This window comes from Sphingobium fuliginis (genome assembly GCF_015074805.1).
GTDB classification, from domain to species: domain Bacteria; phylum Pseudomonadota; class Alphaproteobacteria; order Sphingomonadales; family Sphingomonadaceae; genus Sphingobium; species Sphingobium fuliginis.
The window spans coordinates 266,328-284,507 of sequence record NZ_CP060035.1; the positions used below are offsets into that span (position 1 = coordinate 266,328).

At 64.4% G+C, this 18,180-nt stretch carries 18 protein-coding genes; 7 read left to right on the forward strand and 11 right to left on the reverse strand.

All coding sequences use genetic code 11. The features are described from left to right. Positions 1-47 precede the first annotated feature (47 nt). Positions 48-566 (forward strand): tetratricopeptide repeat protein, encoded by a 519-nt coding sequence (locus H5V43_RS01215; RefSeq protein WP_044663058.1) that lies wholly within the window; start codon positions 48-50, stop codon positions 564-566. 370 nt (positions 567-936) lie between these two features. Here the strand turns inward: H5V43_RS01215 and ndk are convergent, their stop codons facing one another. The 3 genes from ndk to H5V43_RS01230 form a co-directional block, all read right to left on the reverse strand. Further along, entirely contained in the window at positions 937-1,359 is a 423-nt protein-coding gene (gene ndk, locus H5V43_RS01220) for a nucleoside-diphosphate kinase (protein WP_007684133.1), read from the reverse strand. Positions 1,360-1,452: 93 nt separating this feature from the next. Then, the gene (locus H5V43_RS01225; RefSeq protein ID WP_025549699.1) at positions 1,453-1,902 is read right to left on the reverse strand and encodes a DNA polymerase III subunit chi; all 450 of its coding nucleotides are present in this window, start codon (positions 1,900-1,902) and stop codon (positions 1,453-1,455) included. Between the two features lie 151 nt (positions 1,903-2,053). Continuing rightward, positions 2,054-3,499 carry a leucyl aminopeptidase gene (locus H5V43_RS01230; protein WP_025549698.1) on the reverse strand — a complete coding sequence of 482 codons (1,446 nt, stop codon included), beginning with the start codon at positions 3,497-3,499 and terminating at the stop codon, positions 2,054-2,056. Positions 3,500-3,679: 180 nt separating this feature from the next. Between H5V43_RS01230 and H5V43_RS01235 the strand changes: the two genes are divergently transcribed. The 4 genes from H5V43_RS01235 to rsmA all read left to right on the forward strand — a co-directional run bounded on the left by H5V43_RS01235 (position 3,680) and on the right by rsmA (position 9,282). Then, entirely contained in the window at positions 3,680-5,944 is a 2,265-nt protein-coding gene (locus H5V43_RS01235) for an LPS-assembly protein LptD (RefSeq protein WP_061936928.1), read from the forward strand. 86 nt (positions 5,945-6,030) lie between these two features. Beyond that, entirely contained in the window at positions 6,031-7,416 is a 1,386-nt protein-coding gene (locus tag H5V43_RS01240; protein WP_048578597.1) for a peptidylprolyl isomerase, read from the forward strand. Continuing rightward, the gene (gene pdxA, locus H5V43_RS01245) at positions 7,394-8,419 is read left to right on the forward strand and encodes a 4-hydroxythreonine-4-phosphate dehydrogenase PdxA (protein WP_025549697.1); all 1,026 of its coding nucleotides are present in this window, start codon (positions 7,394-7,396) and stop codon (positions 8,417-8,419) included. The genes H5V43_RS01240 and pdxA overlap by 23 nt, the downstream gene beginning before the upstream one ends. 5 nt (positions 8,420-8,424) lie before the next feature. Further along, the gene (gene rsmA / locus H5V43_RS01250; protein ID WP_025549696.1) at positions 8,425-9,282 is read left to right on the forward strand and encodes a 16S rRNA (adenine(1518)-N(6)/adenine(1519)-N(6))-dimethyltransferase RsmA; all 858 of its coding nucleotides are present in this window, start codon (positions 8,425-8,427) and stop codon (positions 9,280-9,282) included. Positions 9,283-9,470: 188 nt separating this feature from the next. On the opposite strand, the gene H5V43_RS01255 is transcribed toward rsmA, so the two are convergent. Then, positions 9,471-10,145 (reverse strand): glutathione S-transferase family protein, encoded by a 675-nt coding sequence (locus H5V43_RS01255; protein ID WP_025549127.1) that lies wholly within the window; start codon positions 10,143-10,145, stop codon positions 9,471-9,473. A gap of 331 nt (positions 10,146-10,476) precedes the next feature. Here H5V43_RS01255 and H5V43_RS01260 point away from each other — a divergent pair, with 331 nt between their 5' ends. After that, entirely contained in the window at positions 10,477-11,268 is a 792-nt protein-coding gene (locus H5V43_RS01260) for a sulfite exporter TauE/SafE family protein (protein ID WP_025549126.1), read from the forward strand. A gap of 174 nt (positions 11,269-11,442) precedes the next feature. Here the strand turns inward: H5V43_RS01260 and H5V43_RS01265 are convergent, their stop codons facing one another. The 3 genes from H5V43_RS01265 to H5V43_RS01275 are packed head-to-tail and all read right to left on the reverse strand — an operon-like array spanning position 11,443 to position 13,084. Then, the gene (locus tag H5V43_RS01265) at positions 11,443-12,018 is read right to left on the reverse strand and encodes an RNA polymerase sigma factor (RefSeq protein WP_025549125.1); all 576 of its coding nucleotides are present in this window, start codon (positions 12,016-12,018) and stop codon (positions 11,443-11,445) included. Continuing rightward, on the reverse strand, positions 12,012-12,521 hold the full coding sequence (locus tag H5V43_RS01270) for a sigma-70 family RNA polymerase sigma factor (RefSeq protein WP_128830743.1): 510 nt from the start codon (positions 12,519-12,521) through the stop codon (positions 12,012-12,014). The genes H5V43_RS01265 and H5V43_RS01270 overlap by 7 nt, the downstream gene beginning before the upstream one ends. Beyond that, positions 12,518-13,084, reverse strand: coding sequence for a hypothetical protein (locus H5V43_RS01275; protein ID WP_244968643.1), 567 nt, complete (start codon positions 13,082-13,084; stop codon positions 12,518-12,520). Before H5V43_RS01275 ends, H5V43_RS01270 begins: the two co-directional genes overlap by 4 nt. Before the next feature lie 204 nt (positions 13,085-13,288). Here H5V43_RS01275 and H5V43_RS01280 point away from each other — a divergent pair, with 204 nt between their 5' ends. Beyond that, complete coding sequence (locus tag H5V43_RS01280; protein WP_025549120.1) at positions 13,289-14,410, forward strand: P63C domain-containing protein; 1,122 nt, start codon at positions 13,289-13,291, stop codon at positions 14,408-14,410. Position 14,411: 1 nt separating this feature from the next. Here the strand turns inward: H5V43_RS01280 and H5V43_RS01285 are convergent, their stop codons facing one another. The 4 genes from H5V43_RS01285 to merB form a co-directional block, all read right to left on the reverse strand. After that, entirely contained in the window at positions 14,412-15,332 is a 921-nt protein-coding gene (locus H5V43_RS01285) for a nucleotidyltransferase and HEPN domain-containing protein (RefSeq protein WP_025549119.1), read from the reverse strand. Positions 15,333-15,480: 148 nt separating this feature from the next. Further along, positions 15,481-15,735, reverse strand: coding sequence for a zincin-like metallopeptidase domain-containing protein (locus H5V43_RS01290; RefSeq protein WP_025549117.1), 255 nt, complete (start codon positions 15,733-15,735; stop codon positions 15,481-15,483). Between the two features lie 335 nt (positions 15,736-16,070). Beyond that, entirely contained in the window at positions 16,071-17,417 is a 1,347-nt protein-coding gene (locus H5V43_RS01295) for a dihydrolipoyl dehydrogenase family protein (RefSeq protein WP_025549116.1), read from the reverse strand. Then, complete coding sequence (gene merB, locus H5V43_RS01300) at positions 17,399-18,178, reverse strand: mercuric reductase (protein ID WP_025549114.1); 780 nt, start codon at positions 18,176-18,178, stop codon at positions 17,399-17,401. The genes H5V43_RS01295 and merB overlap by 19 nt, the downstream gene beginning before the upstream one ends. Positions 18,179-18,180: the final 2 nt, after the last annotated feature.

Below are 18,180 nucleotides of genomic sequence, written 5' to 3' on the forward strand. Positions count from 1 at the left end.
GCGAGACTTGGACGGAATCAGCGCCTGAAACATGGCTGGAGTTGTGCATGCGTTTTACCCCCGCTTCGATCGCCCTGGCCGTCCTGTTGACCACCGTTTCCAGCGTCGGGCTGACGCAGCGCCCGGATTCGCAGATTTCGCCGCTGTCCATCGAGTGGCAGAAGGCGGGCGAAGCAGCGCGCAAGGCGGGCAATTATCAGGGCGCCACCGATGCGCTGGAGAGCGCGCTGGCGGTCGATCCCCGCAACCGCATGGCCTATATCGAGCTGGCCGAAGTCGCGCGGGCCCAGGGATTGCAGGGCAAGGCGATCCGGCTGTATCGCGAGGCGCTGTTGCTGGAGCCCAATGACGTCGCGGCCCTGGTCGGTCAGGGCGAGGCGATGGTCGAGAAGGGCGCCATTGCCAAGGCGAAGGAAAATCTCGCCCAGGCGCAGGGGCTGTGCAAGGTGAACTGCGCGGCGGTCGGACAACTGGCGGCGGCGATAGAGAAGGGGCCGCCCGCGACGGTGCTGAGCGCGAAGGACAAGGTGCCCGCGCCCAAGGCGGCGGAAACCGAGACGCCCTGACCCGTTTCCGCGGGACTGCTCCCAAATCTTTTACACCGAAGTTCACACCATATGCGCGCGCGTGCCTACGCGCGCGTGGGCGGGTGCGTGTGGTTTACCGGATGTTTCACGGAAGGAAGCGGGATAGGCCCGTGGATGCGGAATAGGACAGGCCGAAATCATGTTTCGGTCGAAAATAGGATGCTTTTTGGTCGGCCTGTGGCGATCGGGTTACGGGTGATCCTGGGTGAAGTCATTCCGGTTCCGGGTTTGGCGGGTTGGATCATTTGAAGGGGGTCTGGCTTAAAATCCGGTTCCCACCCAAGATTCCAAAAGAAAAGGGCCGGCAGGCTTGTCGCCCCCGGCCCGTTTCCAATCCGACTATGCCGGATCAGCCGACGATTTCGTCCGGCTTGAAGAAATAGGCGATCTCGATCGCGGCATTTTCCTCGCTGTCGGAACCATGGACCGAATTGGCTTCGATCGATTCGGCATATTCCTTGCGGATGGTGCCCTCATCGGCATTGGCGGGGTTGGTGGCGCCCATGATGTCGCGGTTGCGCTTCACGGCGTCCTCGCCTTCAAGGACCTGCACGACCACCGGGCCGGAGATCATGAACGCGACCAGATCGGCGAAGAAGGGGCGTTCCTTGTGCACGGCGTAGAAGCCCTCGGCCTGCTCGCGGCTCATGCGGATGCGTTTGGAAGCGACGACGCGCAGGCCCGCTTCCTCCAGCTTCTTGGTCACGGCGCCCGTCAGGTTGCGACGGGTCGCGTCGGGCTTGATGATCGAAAAGGTGCGGGTCACGGCCATAAGGCTCAAAAGCTCCGAATTGTTGGGATAAGTTGGCGCGCCCTTTAGACCGGGCCGCAGCCTATCGCAAGAGGGCTGATTTTTGGCCCATGCTTATGGACCTTGCACCCATTTGCGGCCTTCCTGCCGCCAGAATCGTGGCGTGACGCCATCGCGTTTGGCGAGATCGCGCCAGCTTGCCCGCGCGCCTTCGACGGTTTCCGCGTCGAAGAAGTAAAAGGCCCGCTCGAAACCCAGCGCCTCTTCGCGCCAGAGGCCATCGGCCAATGCGACATGCCGTGCCCCATTGGCGGTCAGATCGACGCTTGGGCAATCCTGCGCCAGCAGCACCGGCTGCACCGATTCGCCGCCCTCGCCCGCCCGGCCATGCGCCAGGAAGCTTTCCGGCGGCCCCGCCCACAGCCCGGCGGAGATTCGCTCCAGCCGTTCAGGCTCGCGCGCCACCACCAGCAGCCGCTCGCCCATGCCCAGGATACGGCCCGCTATGGCGGGCAGCACCTGTTCCACCGGATCGCGGCTGAGCTGGTAGAAATCGACTTGCATTCTTCACGCTCTAACCGTTCGCCCCGGGCTTGTCGAACCGAAGGTCGGCGAGGCCAACGGCTTCGACAGGCTCAGCCCGAACGGGGCGGGGTTTTAGCCAGACAATGCTTGCCCTCGGTCCGGACCAAATCAAACCGAACGGGAAGAAAGATCAGCTCTCGAACTTGTCCGCGACATAGCGGTCGAGCAGCCGCACGCCATAGCCGGTCGCGCCCTTGTCCCATGTCGCGCCGGGCTTGTCGGCCCAGACCATGCCCGCAATGTCGAGATGCGCCCATTTCACGCCCTCATCGACGAAGCGCTTGATGAACTGCGCCGCCGTGATCGACCCGCCATAGCGCGGCCCGATATTCTTCATGTCGGCAATCGGGCTGTCGATCAGCTTGTTGTAGGCGTCGCCCAGCGGGAAGCGCCACAACTGGTCGCCCGCCGCCTTGCCCGCCGCGATCAGATCGTCGGCCAGCCCGTCGTCATTGGAGAAGATGCCCGCATATTCATTGCCGAGCGAGATGATCATCGCCCCGGTCAGCGTAGCAAGGTCGATGATCACCTCCGGCGCATAGGTCTTCTGCGCCCAGGTGATGACGTCGCACAGCACCAGACGCCCTTCGGCATCGGTGTTCAGCACCTCGATCGTCTGCCCGGACATGGAGGTCACGATGTCGCCCGGCCGCTGCGCATTGCCGTCCGGCATATTCTCGACCAGCCCGCAAATGCCGACGACGCGCACCTTCGCCTTGCGCCCGGCCAGCGCCTTGATAGCGCCCGCGACAGCGCCCGCGCCGCCCATGTCCCATTTCATGTCTTCCATGCCCGGCCCGGGCTTCAAGGAAATGCCGCCCGTGTCGAAGGTCACGCCCTTGCCGACGAAGACCAGCGGCTTTTCGGTCGCGCCACCCGTTCCGTCCCATTCCATGGCCAGCAGGCGCGGCTCGCGCACCGAACCCTGCGCCACGCCCAGCAGCGCGCCCATGCCCAGATCCGCCATCGCCGCCTTGTCCAGCACGGTGATCTTGACGCCCAGCTCCTCCAGAGGCTTGCAGCGCTCGACGAAGCTTTCGGGGTAGAGGATGTTCGCCGGTTCCGACACCAGCTCGCGGGTGAAGGCCACGCCCGCCGCGACCGCCGACCGGCTTTCCCAGGCCGCCCCGGCGTCGCTCGAAACCAGCGTGATCTGCTTGAGCGTCGGCTTGGCCTTTTCCGCCTGCCGCGTGCGATAGGTGTCGATCCGCCAGCCGCGCAGCGACGCGCCGAAGGCCAGCGCCGCCGCCTTGTCCCCACTCGCGCCGCCGAAGAATTCGACCGCCGCATGGGTCGCGCCGCTGGTCGACAGGCGCGCCGTCAGCGCACTGCCCGCTCGCTCATAATCCGCATCGCTGCCCGCGCCGGTGCCGACCAGCACCACGCGCAGCACCCTGCCGCCCTCTTCCACGAAGCTCTCGAAGCTCGACCCCGCTTCGCCCGTGAAGCGCGCCGCGGCGGCGCCCGCCGCCAGCACGGGCGCGGCGCTCAGGGGCAAGGCGTCGAAACCGCCCTTCGGCACGGCGAAGACCAGCGTATCGGCTTCGGGACGGACGGGGCTGAACGCGATTTCCATCTAGGGTCCTTTATTTCCTGCAAGGCTTGTATCTCTATGGCCAGATAGTGCGGCTTACCCTGTCTGGCAAAGCCGTTCGACTGATTTTCCCGCAAAACTCTTGGCGGAGACGATTGCAGCGCAGACAAAGCAGTGCGATAGGCGGGAAACAAAGCGCCCCGTCAAAGAGGCCCCATCCTTTTGCAGAACAGCCCTTTCCCCTTGCGTTTGAAACCTCTCCTGGCCGCCGGCGCCGCCTTTCCGTGCCTGGTCGCCGTCCCGCATGCCACGGCCCAGCAACTCCAGGAACCGCAGGCGACGATCAGCGCGCCCGACGCCCCCGTGCCCGAAAGCGACGAACAGATCGGCTTCGCCGCCGACGCGCTGGAATATGACAGCAACAGCGAGGTCGTGACCGCCAGCGGCAATGTGCAGTTGCTGCGGGAGGGCAACCGGCTGCGCGCCGACAAGGTCGTCTGGAACCGCACCACGGGGAAGGTGGAGGCGAACGGCAATGTCTCCGTCACCGATCCGGAAGGCAATATCGCCTATGGCGACCGGTTCGACGTCACCGATTCCCTGCAGGACGGCATGGTCCAGAACATGCTGCTGGTGCTGCAATCGGGCGGGCGGCTGGCCGCCGCCAGCGGCCAGCGGGTGAACGGGGTCTATACGCTGCGCAAGGCCGCCTATACCGGCTGCGTGGTGGAGGATCATGAGGGCTGCCCCAAGGAGCCCACCTGGCAGATCAAGGCGGTCAGGGTCGTCTATGACCCGGTCAAGGCCCGCGTCAAATATACCAATGCCAGCGTGGAACTGTTCGGCCTGCCGCTGATCCCGCTGCCCGGCTTCTCCCATCCGGTGGGCGACAATGGCGGCAGCGGCCTGCTGGTGCCCAATCTTCGCTACGACCGCACCAACGGGTTCGAGGTCGCGCTGCCTTATTATCTGAAGCTGGCGCCCAATCGCGATCTCACCGTCACGCCGCATGTCTATACCGACACGCTGCCGATGCTGGAGACCAACTACCGCCACTTATGGGACCGGGGCGCCTACCAGATCACCGGCTATGCGACCTATGGCAGCCGCGTCGCCACCGGCAATGCCTCTTCCACCACCCCGGCGGGATCGGAAAGGGATTTCCGCGGCTATCTCGACGCCAGCGGCGCGCTGCAACTGACGCCGGAATGGAGCATCGGCGGGTCGATCCGCGCCGCGACCGACCGCACCTTCCTGCGCCGCTACGACATCAGCCGGGACGACCGGCTGCGTTCTACGCTCAACGCCCAGCGAATCGGGGAGAACAGCTATTTCTCCATCGCCGGCTGGGCGGTGCAGACGCTGCGCACCGGCGATTCGCAGGGGCAGATGCCGATTGCGCTGCCCGTCATCGACTATCGCCTGCGGATGAAGGACCCGCTGCTGGGCGGCGTGGCGCAGTTCCAGGCGAACAGCCTGGCCATCACCCGCACCCATGGCCAGGACACGCAGCGCGCCTTTGCCGCCTTCGAATGGAACCTGCGCAAGCTGACGCCGATGGGTCAGGAACTGACCTTCACCACCTATTTGCGCGGCGACGTCTATCACAGCAGCGACAATCTGATGAACAGCATCGTCAGCTATGCCGGCGATCCGGGCTGGAAGGCGCGCGGCATCGCGGCGGCGGCCATCGACATGCGCTGGCCCTTCATGGGCGAGGCGTTCGGCGGCGTGCAGCGCATCGCCCCCCGCGTCCAGATCGTCGCCGCGCCCAAGATCGCCAATCTCTCCGTCCCCAATGAGGATGCGCGCGCCATCGACCTGGAGGACAGCAACCTCTTCGCGCTCAACCGCTTTTCCGGATATGACCGGTTCGAGGATTCGACCCGCGTCACCTATGGCATGGAATATAGCCTGTCGCTTCCGGACTTCTCGCTGGAAAGCGTGGTGGGGCAAAGCTACCGCCTCGACAAGCGAGAGAGCATCCTGCCGGAAGGAACCGGCCTGTCGGACCGCCTGTCCGACGTCGTCGGGCGCACCACCGTCCGCTACAAGGATTTCATCAGCTTCACCCACCGCTTCCGGCTGGACAAGGACAATCTGTCGGTCCGCCGCAACGAGATCGACGCCACCATCGGCAGCCGCAAGACCTATGCGACGGTCGGCTATCTGCGCCTCAACCGCGATGCGAACCTCAATCTGGAGGATTTGCAGGACCGCGAGGAACTGCGCCTGGGCGGCCGCGTCCAGTTCGCGCGCTTCTGGTCGGTCTTCGGCTCGACCGTCATCGACCTGACCGACACGAAGGAAGATCCGCTGTCCGTCGCGGATGGCTATGAACCCGTGCGCCATCGTCTGGGGATAGCCTATGAAGACGATTGCCTGACGCTCGGCCTCACCTGGCGGCGCGACTATCAGGTGCTGGGCGACGCACGAAAGGGCAACAGCTTCCAGCTTCGGCTGGCTTTTCGCAATATTGGCATATAAGGATCAGCCTTCCCGCTTCCTGCTCAGGGTCGGTTAAGGCGGATCGGCGCATCTCGTGCCGAACCGATTGGAGAGTTTTGTCGACGATGCAGCCTGTCGTTTCCCCGTTTTCCCGCATTGGCAGCACGGCCTACAGGGGCCTGCGGACCGTGCTTCTGTCCTCGGCGCTGCTGGCTACCGGCGTCAGCGGAAGCCTGGCCCAGACGGTCGCCGACGATGACAATGTCGCCACGCAACAGCTCAACCTGCCCAGGGATGTGACCGTCTTCGGCAAGAGCGACCCCAATGTCCGCAAGGCGACGGCCATCGTCAACGGCCGGATCATCACCGGCACGGACGTCGACCAGCGCCTGGCCCTCATCATCACGGCCAATGGCGGCAAGGTGTCGGACGAGGAAAAGGAAAGGCTGCGCGTCCAGGTGCTGCGCAACCTGATCGACGAGACGCTCCAGATCCAGGAAGCCGCCGCCAACGACATCAAGGTGGACAAGGCCGAGATCGACCAGAGCTATGAGCGGGTCGCGGCCAATTTCCGCCAGTCTCCCGCCCAGTTCGATCAATATCTGCGCCAGCAGGGCAGCTCCGCCGCCAGCATCAGGCGCCAGATCGAGGGCGAGCTGGCCTGGAGCCGCCTGCTCCGCCGCAACATCCAGCCCTTCGTCAACGTGTCGGAGGATGAGGTGAAATCGGTGGTCGACCGCATGAACGCGGCCAAGGGCAGCGACGAGTTCCGCATCGGCGAGATCTACCTGTCGGCCACGCCGGAAAACCAGCAGCAGATCATCGCGAACGCCCGCAACATCATCGAACAGATCAAGCAGGGCGGCAGCTTCGCCGCTTATGCGCGGCAATTTTCCGAAGCCTCCACGGCGGCGGTCGGCGGCGATCTGGGCTGGGTCCGCCCTGTCCAGCTGCCCGACGAACTGGCGCAGGCGGCGGCCGAAATGCAGGTCGGCCAGATCGCCGGCCCCATCGGCGTGCCGGGCGGCGTCTCGATCATCTATGTCATGGACAAGCGCAAGGTGCTGACCGCCGATCCGCGCGATGCGCTGCTCAGCCTCAAGCAGCTCTCCGTCAGCTTCCCCGCCGGCACGACCAAGGAACAGGCGAGCACCAGGGCGGCCGCCTTCGCCGCGCAGGTCAAGACGATCAAGGGCTGCGGCCAGGCCAATGAACTGGGCGGCAAGATCGGCGCCGACGTGGTCGACAACGACAATGTGAAGCTGCGCGACCTGCCCCCGCAATTGCAGGACATCCTCCTGAACCTCCAGGTCGGTGAGGCGACGCCGCCCTTCGGCTCGATCAACGACGGCGTGCGCGTGCTGGTCGTCTGCGGCCGTGACGAAGCCTCCTCCGCCGCCGCGCCCAATGCCGAACAGATCATGGCGCAGTTGGAAGAAGAACGGGTCAACAAGCGCGCCCGCATCTATCTGCGCGATCTCCGCCGCGATGCCGTTATCGACTATAACTGATCCGGCGGATATGCCGCCATTCGCCGTGTCGCTCGGTGATCCGGCGGGAATCGGGCCGGAAATCGTCGCCAAAAGCTGGGTCATGCGGGAGGCGCGGGGCCTGTCGCCCTTTTTCGCCGTGGGCGACGCCGCGTCCCTGCGCGCCGTCTGGCTCGGCCCGGTCGAGCCGGTCAGCACGCCGGAGGAAGCGGTGGAGGTCTTCGACAAGGCCCTGCCATGCCTGCAGGTGGCGGAGGCGGGCGAGATCACGCCCGGCACGCCCAGCATGGATGGCGCGCGCACGGCCTTTCAGGCGCTGGAGGTCGCGGTCGGCCTCGCCCGCAGCGGTTCGGCGGCCGGGATCGTCACCGCCCCGGTGGGCAAGGAACAGCTCTACGGCGTCGGCTTCACCCATCCGGGACAGACCGAATTCATCGCGGAACGCTGCGGCGTCGCGCCCCACAATGCCGTGATGATGCTGGCGGGGCCGTCGCTGAAGGTCGTGCCGATCACCATCCACATCCCCCTGGCAGAGGTGTCGTCCGTGCTCACGGTCGACCTGATCCGCGCCCGCGCCATCACCACGGCAAAGGGGCTCCAGCGCAATTTCGGCATCGGCCGTCCCCGTCTGGTCGTCGCGGGCCTCAATCCCCATGCGGGCGAAGGCGGGGCGCTGGGGCGGGAGGAGATCGACGTCATCCGTCCCGCCGTGGAGTCGCTCCAGGCGGAAGGCTACGACATTCAGGGGCCGCTCGCCGCCGACGCCCTGTTCCACAGCCGCGCCCGCGAAACCTATGACGCGGCGCTCTGCATGTATCACGATCAGGCGCTGATCCCGATCAAGACGCTGAATTTCGACGAGGGGGTGAACATCACCCTGGGCCTTCCCATCGTGCGCACCTCGCCCGACCATGGCACCGCCTTCGGCATTGCGGGCAAGGACAGCGCCAATCCCAGCGCGATGATGGCCGCGATCAGGATGGCCGCCGAAGCGACACGCGCCCGGCTGACCCCCGGCTGCTGAGGCTCATGGCCGCCGATACCCGCCCCAAGCTCCCGCCGCCCAAGCTCCCGCCGCTGCGCGACGTCATCGCCGCCCACGGATTGCAGGCCAGCAAGGCGCTCGGCCAGAATTTCCTGCTGGACGAACAGTTGCTGGACCGGATCGCGGCCATCCCCGGCCCGCTGGAGGATCAGCCCGCCTTCGAGGTCGGCCCCGGTCCCGGCGGCCTGACCCGCGCGATCCTGCGCGCCGGGGCAAGGCTGGTGGCGGTCGAGCGCGACCGGCGCTGCCTGCCCGCGCTTTCCGAACTGTCAGAGGCCTTTCCCGGCCAGTTCCGGGTGATTTCCGGCGACGCGATGGCGGTCGACGCCCGCGCCGAGGCAGGCGAAGGCGCGCATATCATCGCCAACCTGCCCTATAATGTGGGCACCGCCCTCCTCATCGGCTGGCTTTCCGCGGACTGGTCTCCACTCCCCTGGTGGTCGAGCCTGACGCTCATGTTCCAGATGGAGGTTGCCGAGCGGATCGTGGCGAAACCCAATGGCGATCATTATGGCCGCCTCGCCGTGCTGTCCCAATGGCGCAGCGACGCCCGCATCGCGATGAAGGTCCACCGCAGCGCCTTCACGCCCCCGCCCAAGGTCATGTCGGCGGTCGTCCACATCACGCCCAGACCCGCCCCCGAAGGCGTGCAGTTGAAGCATCTCGAACGCCTCACCGCCGCCGCCTTCGGCCAGCGCCGCAAGATGCTGCGCCAGAGCCTCAAGGGCCTGCCCGGCGCCCTCGAAGCGCTGGAGGCGGTCGGCATAGACCCGCAACGCCGCGCGGAAACCGTCAGCGTCGAGGAATTCGTGGAAACAGCGCGCGTTCTGGGACGCCTTTAGCCCTAAAAGCCCGGCTTAGGTGGAATCAGGACATTCCCCTCCCGCAGGCGGGAGGGGGCTAGGGGGTGGGCTGGCGCGACATCAGCGTGAGTTTTCAACGGCTAAGCTGGAAGCTCGCTGCGCTCGCACCCACCCCTAACCCCTCCCGCCTGCGGGAGGGGAATGTCTTGGATTGGCCAAAACCGGCCTCACCCCAATTGCGGCGGTGTTTCGAACTTGTCGATCACCCATTCTTCCGCCTGGGCGCCGCCGATCCATTCCTGCATCCAGGGATGGTTGATGACCGCGCGCATATAAGCCTCCGCAAAGCGCGGCACGGGCAGTTGATAGGTGATGAAGCGCGTCACGACCGGCGCGAACATCACATCGACCGCACTGAAGTCTCCGAACAGGAATTCCCCCTCGCCGCCATGGCGGGCGCGGGCCTGCGCCCAGAGCTGCATGATGCGCGCTATGTCCTGAGTCACCGCTTCGGACGGCGGGACGGGGGCATAGATCTGGCGGATGTTCATGCTGTGCTCGCGGCGCAACGCGGCGAAGCTTGAATGCATTTCCGCCGCCATCGAACGGGCCATGGCCCGCGCGGCGGTATCGGCCGGCCAGAATCTGTCGCCGCCCGACTTTTCATTCAGATATTCGACGATCGCCAGGCTGTCCCACACGACGATGTCATCGCCGTCCCACAATATGGGCACCTTGCCGGAAGAGGGCGCGAATTCGTCGCCTTCGCGCCGCTTCTCCCATGCCTCGTCATAAAGCGGCACGACCACTTCCTCGAAGGGAAGGCCGGACAGCTTGCACGCCAGCCAGCCGCGCAGCGACCAGCTCGAATAGGCCTTGTTGCCAATGAACAGCTTCATCATGCCCCTGTCTTTAGAGCCTGTTTGGAAATGCGCGAAAGAGCCAATTTCGATGCGGCGCCGGCTCTCTGCCCCTCCCACCCGCTCATATCAGGATGCCGCTGGGTGGCCGGGAGGCGAAAAGGGCCGACGACGCCATGCACCATGAAGGCGCATTGTCCAATGGTCTTTAGACGAGGCGGGCGCGGAAAGTCGAGGGGATCGCGCCATTCATGCATTCAACAGCATTTGTTTTGGCGACGATAAATTTCCAATCCAAAAGGGGGCTGGCTGGCATGGTTTTTCGGCCTTACACGTCGGTCGATTTCACGACGTAATGAGTTTGGGGCGGAATATGGATTGGTTGCACGCGATCGCGGGCCTTTTTGTCGGCCTGATGGTTGGCATGACCGGCGTGGGGGGCGGATCGCTGATGGCGCCGATCCTGATCCTGCTGTTCGGCGTCGCGCCCACCACGGCGGTCGGCACCGACCTGTGGTTCGCATCGATCACCAAGGCAGTCGGGGGCGCGGTGCACCACCATCAGGGCGGCGCGGACGGCGGCCCGGACTATGATGTGGTAAAGCGCCTGATGATCGGCAGCATTCCCGCATCGCTGATCGTCCTGGCGATCCTGTCGCAGATGCATCTCGGGCAGATCAAGACCGGCGTGATCACGGGTGCGCTGGGCGTGGTGCTGATCGGCACGGCGGTCGCGACCCTGCTGCGCGGGCGGTTCCATCAATGGGCGCTGGCCCGCCGGGTCGGCACGGCCGACCGCTTTACCCGCTGGCAGCCGGCATTGACCGTGCTGGCGGGGGCGTTGCTGGGCGCGATGGTGACGCTGACTTCGGTCGGGGCAGGAGCGATCGGGGCGACGCTGCTGCTGGCGCTCTACCCGCTGCGCATGCGGATGCAGCGGCTGGTGGCGACCGACATCGTCCATGCCGTGCCGCTGACCCTGGTGGCCGGGCTTGGCCATTTGTGGATCGGCAACGTCAACCCGGTGCTGCTGGTCAACCTGCTGGCAGGATCGCTGCCGGGCATCGTGATCGGGTCTCTGCTGGCGACGCGCACGTCGGACCGCGTGCTTCAGCCCTTGCTGGCGGCGGTGCTGGTGGTGGTGGGATGGCGTTTGATCGCCTGACGGGGAAATTGTCTGCCGAGCCGGAATCGAATAGATCAAGATTTTTAGTTTAATTACAAATAGATGTATCTAAGCGTGGTCTTCGGGTGCCCCCACTTAGGCCCCGAGAATTTTTTCCTTCAGAGGTAATCGAACCGACTCCCAAGTGCATTACGCAGTAGTGGATGCGCGATGCTATTCCCGATGCGCGAGCGCGACTCTGCGACACCGTGCGAGTGCGCGTCCGATATGCTTCTCAACGGCCTTATTGCTGATCCCAAGTTCGTCGGCGATATTCCGATATGTCATGCCGCGCAGGCGGTGCATCAGGAAGATGCGCCGGGTCTTTCGCGACAGGGGGCGAAGCGCGCGCCGGTAGGCCCTCCGCAATTCCATTGCTTCAACATGCCGTTCCTGCTCGGGCGCCACGGGTGCATCGCAGGTTTCGTCGAACTGACAGGCGGTGCCTCCCTCGCGCATAATCTTGCGCGCTCGCTCGATCAGCAGATTGTGCGCTATTCGCGCCAGATAGGGGCGCGGATATTCGACCCGATCGAACGCGCCACTGCGAAGCAGCCGTGTGAACGCTTCCTGCACAAGATCGGGCGCGGCATCACGCCCGATCCTCCTCCGGAAATAATGGAACAACCACCCTCGCTCAGCGCGATAGAAGGCCGCGAAATCAGTCCCCGAACCGGGCGAGGCACGAGTTTCCGCCTGTTCTCGAACGTCGGCGGCGGGCTCGCACCCGACATATGTGCCGATCACCATTGTGCGGCAACCGCAGCGCGGCAGCGCGCGAGGGCCTGCACCATATGGTATTCGACGGTCGCGATGCTGATATCGAGCCTCGCCGCGATCTCCTTGTAGGTCATGCGCTTCACCCGGCGCATGACAAAGACCCGCCGCGTCTTCGGCGGCATGGCGCGAACGGTCTGCCGATAGAGGCGGAACAGGTCGATCGCTTCGATCCGCCATGTCTGGTCGGCACGCGACGACGCGTCGCGCTCGTCGTCGAAAGGAAATAGGATCGGCATGCCGTGCCGTTTCCGGCGCGTGCGATCGATCAGCAGGTTGCGGGTGATCCGGGAAAGATAGGCGGCCGGGTTTTCCACGCGGCCCAGCGCCTCGCTGCGCAGAAAGCGCACGAACACCTCTTGCACCAGATCGGGCGCCTCGTCGGAGCCGACCCCGCGCCGCAGCTTACGCAACAAGCGCCGATACTCGGTGCGATATAGGTCCTCGAAGGCGGCGGTCGAAGCGGGCGCGATCATGCCCGCACTCCCTTGCGTTCGCGCTCGTTGAGCGGCGCATCGCGCGAGGCCCGGTAAAGGGTGATGCCTGCTTCGATCCGGTCGAGGATGAAAGTGTCACGCTCGGCCTTGGCGATGCGAATGTCGGCGCGGGAATAGAGTTCGAGGCTGACCGCGCAGCGATCGCCAAGCTCGCTGCCGATGATTTCGCGGGCGCGAGTCCAGCAACATTCCTCTTTGAAGAGCGGATGATTGACGACGATCCACAGTTCGTAATCGGAAAAGTTGATCGTCTGGTCGTCTTCATACCACGACCGCCGCGCATAGGGGCCGATCAGGATGATCCGCCTGATCTGGCCCGGCTCGGGTGTCTGCACCTGATCGGGATCGAAGAAGGCGCGCAGGATGCGCGTGATGCGCTCGATCTCGCCCTGCTTGCGGCGGATGAGATGGTCGACGCGCGCCATCACGACTTCGCGCGCGTAGAAGTCCTTCGGTTTTGGGAGTGTCATTTGCAGCTCGCACAGCGGCGGTCCGCGCAATTGTGCGCGGATGTGCAAGCGGTGTCCGCTGCGCGCCGCCAATGCGGTCTACAGCAACTGCCCGACCCTCGGCCGGACCTACATGATGCTGGCAGGATAATCCTCGGGATGGCCGCCAGTCACTCCATCCCGTGGGCAGAATATGTCAGAATCGGGGAGTCCCGGCAAGAGTAGCACGCAATCCTTCAGCGGGCGCCGAGGGTAAGGCGGTGATAGTGGTTTCAGGAGGCGTAAGGGGCTGCAAGCATGCCTGAGATTCTTTTCAATTCTATGCTTGCGATTCCCAGCAAGCATATTTATCAATGTCCTATTGCAAGCATGGAGGCTCAGTTGGCGCGCAGCATTCAATCAGCGGGCGGAGATGCACGGGCGAAGTCGCTCTCCACGGAACGACGGCGCGAAATCGCGAAGCAGGCGGCACAGGCGCGCTGGGCGAAGATCAACGATCCCAATACGCTCCCGACGACGAGCCACCTTGGGTCGCTCACGATCGGCGAAATTTCCGTCGATGCCTATCGTCTCCGCGATGGGCGGCGTGTTATTTCTAAGAAGGGCATGGCAGATATTCTCGGGCTGAAAAGCTCCGGGGGTAATGCCTTTCTAAGGACCATGACCCGTAAGGGAGTACGATCCGAAATACCCGATGAAACATGGGAGAAGATCGAAAACCCTATATTTTTCAAGATTATCGAACTCGATTCAAAAACGGACGCGGGAGTAACGGCTGACGGCTATGAGGCAGACACCCTGATCGATTGCTGCAAGGCGATTGTCGCTGCTCAGCAAACTGAAAAGCTGCATGGCAGTCAGTATTTCCTTTACGTGCGGGCCGAAGTTATTATCCGAGCGGCTGCTAAGCTCGGCATCACGGCACTCGTCGATGCAGCAGTGCAGTACACGCCGGATCATCGGCGCGGCGAATACCAAGCCCTTTTTGAACGCTTCATTCTCGATGAATGCCGAGAGTGGGAGCAGGAATTTCCCCGTAAATACCTGGATATGATTTATAATCTATACGGTTTGAAACGCATCGATCCAGATAGCACAAGGACGCCGAGGTTCTTCGGAAAGTTCACGCGCAAATATATCTATGCGCCACTAGCCCACAGCAAAGGCGCGATCCTTGAGGAGCTCGATAAGAAGAATCCAGTCGTCTACACAAATGGGGGACGTCGGTATAAGATGCACTCTTTCCTGTCGGATGAGATTGGCTTGCCCGCCCTAAGGCAGCACTTATGGCAGGTGATCGGCATCGGAAGCATCTGCAATTCTCGGGACCAGTTTGAGCGAAATTTCTATCGCGCGTTCCCCGAAGCAACTCCTATTGGCCACCAATGGGACCTTCTCGATGGAGACATCGACGTCTGAGCTATCTGCGCGTTCCGGCTTCGAGCTCGGCGATCCTATCGGTGCAGACATGGTGGACGACGCGGCCGAGTTCCTCGACGCGTTCACCGAGCCAAGTCAGCTCTTCTTCGCTGATCTTGTAATGTTTTGAATAGCGAGCCTTGGTGTAGGCCTCCTTCAGCTTCTGAAACATTGCGCGTTCGCGATGAGTCCCCTCTGGCCAAATGCCGAACAGGCGACGGTCCAATCCTTCTGCGAGCGAACGCAAGAAGGCGATGTTGTGGTTATACGGTGTGTAAAATGTCAGCGTAAGGAGGAGGCCTTGGTAGAGCCGCTCGGTGGCTTGATGTAAATCGAAAGCCGCCTTTTTCAGCTTTCCGCGGGCTTGGGCGTCCTTGAAGCCCTCATAAAAGTCAACGGAGCCGGAAATCTCTTCTGCGAAATACTCCCGCGCCGCTGTCAAAGCCTGATCCGGCGTCTTAGGCTTGGGCGTCGCCAACTCACTGCCATCGGTTTCGTAAACCGCGATGCCATCCTTCGCGACTTCCATGAAGAAGACGCGGCCATGCGCGAGCCCATCGTTCACTTCGTGCAGCGAATGGACGATAAAGTTGACTGGCGTCTGAAGCGTTTTCTCGATCGTGTAAGCCCGGATCAACCGCTCCTCGGCCTTTGCCCAATAGGCAGCGCGGTCGGTCAGTTCCTTCTGGCTGACGATGACGAGAATATCGTAGTCGGATTTATACTGGTTCGCCGATGTCGGTGCATCGACCCAATCGCCGCGCGCATAGCTACCGAACAGGATAATCTTGAGAATGCGCGCGCCCCTTCGCGGGCCGGTCGCATTTTCAGTCGCCGCACCGAATTCGTCGAAGATGATCGCGACGATGCGCTCAAGCTCGCGCTGCTTCGCGGCAGGAAGATGATCGATGTCGGTGCGCATAGACCTGCGAATCTTCGAGCAATCGCTGACCATTAGCAAGAGTTATCGCGACCAGGCCGCGACCGAAGGGAGCGGCCTGCGCACGGGATTGGGTGGGAGGGCAATCGGAGTGGCCGCCCCTGTCTGGGGCGGCCTAGCCGATCGGCGGCTATGCCGCCTCTTTCACGTCCTCGGGGTTCGCCAGTTGATGAAGATAGGCAACGGCGCGCTCGGCATGGGCGGCAGCGTGCACGATGGCGCGCGTATCGTTTTGCAGCACCTTGATCCAGCTCGCGATGTAGCTGGCATGATCGGGACGCGGCTCGATGCAAAGCCCAAGGTCGGCGGCAAGGAAAGCGGCGCCCAGCTCGGCGACATATCCTGACAGTCCAGCCCCAATCCGGGGTTCGAGGAAGAAAACCATCGGCTGCCTCCAGCACTGCCCAAAAACCGCATCGGCCTCCCCCGAGGCGGGGGTGGGCGGCGAGAGCGACCGAAGAGGCCCGTTCGAGCGGCGGGCTGCACCCGCAGGGGCGAAATGCAATGGAGCAGCCCGGCGAAGCCGGGGCTTGCAGCCCGCCGTGGCGGGCCTAGCAGGGAGCGCCGACCACCTCCGCGTCGGAAGGGAGGCCCAATAAGTAGCGCCGCCGCGTCAGCGGCGTCCGCAGATCAGGCGGGCGACAGCCCGCTATCGTCTTTCGCGACAGGCTGCCGCCCGCCCGCGGGCGAGCGCTGGTGACGGATCGTGCGCGGCGTCGCCTAGAGCATGTAGCCGATATCCGAGGCGCCGGTTGGATAGGCAAACATGGTGGAGCGTAGATCGGCCGCAGTGAGGCCGTGGCGGATGGCGAGGCCGAAAAGGTTGATCACCTCGTCGGCGTTCGGCCCGACGAGATGCGCGCCGAGGACGAGGTCCGTCCGCTCGTCGATCAGAACCTTGTGGCCATAGACCGGCTCGGCGAGCCGGCGGGCGGTGAACCAGTCCGGCGTCGAGGCCGCGTTAACCCGGAACTTGAGGCCGCTGCGGCGCGCCGCCTCTTCCGAAAGTCCGACGGCGGCGATCGGCGGCACGGTGAAGGCGACGCTCGGAACACCGCGATAGTCGGGCTCGCGCGATGGACCTTGCAGGAGGTTCGCGGCGACGATCTTCGCGTCGTGGCTCGACACCGGGGTCAGGGGCGGCCCGACGCCGGCGGCGTCACCGGCGGCATAGACCCGCGGGTTGGAAATGCTGCGCAGATGCGCATCGAGCTGCAGTCGTCCGTCTTGCACCGCGACCTGCCCGGTGGACAGGTCGAGGCTGTCGAGATCGGGACGACGCCCGGCAGCATGAACGACGAGATCGCAGGCGACCTCCAGGTCCGGCGCTCCCTGGCGAGAGGCATGCACCTGCAGACCGTCCCCGTTCCGCTCGACCCGTGTGACCGCGGTGCCGGTCTCCATGCGGATGCCGAGCGCCGTGAACCGCGGTGTGAGCCAGCCCACCAGGTCGGGATCGAAATGCGGCAGCAGCCGGCTAGCGCGCTGCAGGATCGTGACTTCGGCGCCAGCGCGCGCGGCCAGATGCGAGAACTCCGCGGCGACATAGCCGCCGCCGATCAGCACGATCCGGCGCGGCAGCGTCTCCAGCTCGAGGAAAGCGTCGCTCGTGCTGACCAGCTCCTCGCCTGGAATGCCGAGCGGGATCGGCCCCGCGCCGGTTGCGATCAGGATATGCCGGGCCTGCAACGTCCGACCGTCGACCGCGACCGCGTCCGGGCTTGCGAAGCGGGCCGGCCCGTGGAAGGCGTCGACGCTCAGCTTGGCGTAGCGGCGTTCCTGCTTGGCGGGGATCGGATCGGTGAAGCTGCGCTTGAACGCCATCAGGCTCGGCCAATCGATCGCCAGGTCGCCGCCGACACCATGCCCGGCCATGCGAGCAGCGGCATCGATCGCCTCTTCGCCGCTGACCAGCATCTTCTTGGGATCGCAGCCCCGTAGCGCACACGTGCCGCCGAACGGGCGGTGGTCGATGACGGCGACGGACCATCCGGCGGCGCGGACCTGACCGATCGCGACCTGGGCGGCTGTTCCGCTGCCGATGACGATCAGGTCGTAATGGGCCATGGCAATATCCCTCCGAGCATCGGTGCAAAGATCGCGCGGCCGACCTGGAGGGCCTCGCGCAGGGTCAGGCGAATGCCGTCGCGGGCGGTCACGGAACCGTCCATACGCCAGGCTTCGAGATGATCGGCATGGCAGAAGAAAGCCTGCTGAGTGCAGAGCGAAGACGCTGCACAGCCGCCGGTGTAGCGATGACCGGACCAGACGAGAATCCCCTCGGGCACGACGTCGCCCAGGGTGCAGCCCCGGTCGTGGACATGGATCGCAAGCGAGCGCCGGCATTGGCGGCATGACGAGCGGATGAGGCTGGCGTGCGGTGCGATCGTGCAGATCCCCAGCGCGTCGAGGGCGCACATGGCTCCCATCGTGATACCCGCGGCCTCCACCTGATGCTCACTGGGAGCATCGGTGAAAGGATAGGCGCCGCTCACTCGGCCGTCGCCGTCGAGGACCACGAGATCGCGTCCGGCGAGCCGGTGGAGCGCTGCGGCCACGTCGCCGGGCGGGAGCGCAACCGCGGCAGCGATCTCCACCGGCGCCGGCGCGTGGCCCTGGGTGACATAGGCCCGGAGGATGGCACGCCGCACCTCGTCCTCGGTGCTGTCGATGCCATGCCACCTGCGGCCGATAAATGCCGCGAACAGCGCTGTCAGGGCCGAATGGGCGCTTGGCGCGGTGACCGCAGTCCAGTCCGGGACGACGGTGCCGTCGGGGAATGCAACCGTCGGTTCAGGGGCAGCGTCAGCGGGGGTGGCAAGCGTCACGG

Coding starts and splice junctions, on each gene's coding strand:
- H5V43_RS01215 (WP_044663058.1), top strand. CDS start 48: ATGCGTTTTACCCCCGCTTCGATCGCCCTGGCCGTCCTGTTGACCACC.
- ndk (WP_007684133.1), bottom strand. CDS start 1,359: ATGGCCGTGACCCGCACCTTTTCGATCATCAAGCCCGACGCGACCCGT.
- H5V43_RS01225 (WP_025549699.1), bottom strand. CDS start 1,902: ATGCAAGTCGATTTCTACCAGCTCAGCCGCGATCCGGTGGAACAGGTG.
- H5V43_RS01230 (WP_025549698.1), bottom strand. CDS start 3,499: ATGGAAATCGCGTTCAGCCCCGTCCGTCCCGAAGCCGATACGCTGGTC.
- H5V43_RS01240 (WP_048578597.1), top strand. CDS start 6,031: ATGCAGCCTGTCGTTTCCCCGTTTTCCCGCATTGGCAGCACGGCCTAC.
- pdxA (WP_025549697.1), top strand. CDS start 7,394: ATGCCGTTATCGACTATAACTGATCCGGCGGATATGCCGCCATTCGCC.
- rsmA (WP_025549696.1), top strand. CDS start 8,425: ATGGCCGCCGATACCCGCCCCAAGCTCCCGCCGCCCAAGCTCCCGCCG.
- H5V43_RS01255 (WP_025549127.1), bottom strand. CDS start 10,145: ATGATGAAGCTGTTCATTGGCAACAAGGCCTATTCGAGCTGGTCGCTG.
- H5V43_RS01260 (WP_025549126.1), top strand. CDS start 10,477: ATGGATTGGTTGCACGCGATCGCGGGCCTTTTTGTCGGCCTGATGGTT.
- H5V43_RS01265 (WP_025549125.1), bottom strand. CDS start 12,018: ATGGTGATCGGCACATATGTCGGGTGCGAGCCCGCCGCCGACGTTCGA.
- H5V43_RS01270 (WP_128830743.1), bottom strand. CDS start 12,521: ATGATCGCGCCCGCTTCGACCGCCGCCTTCGAGGACCTATATCGCACC.
- H5V43_RS01280 (WP_025549120.1), top strand. CDS start 13,289: ATGCCTGAGATTCTTTTCAATTCTATGCTTGCGATTCCCAGCAAGCAT.
- H5V43_RS01285 (WP_025549119.1), bottom strand. CDS start 15,332: ATGCGCACCGACATCGATCATCTTCCTGCCGCGAAGCAGCGCGAGCTT.
- H5V43_RS01290 (WP_025549117.1), bottom strand. CDS start 15,735: ATGGTTTTCTTCCTCGAACCCCGGATTGGGGCTGGACTGTCAGGATAT.
- H5V43_RS01295 (WP_025549116.1), bottom strand. CDS start 17,417: ATGGCCCATTACGACCTGATCGTCATCGGCAGCGGAACAGCCGCCCAG.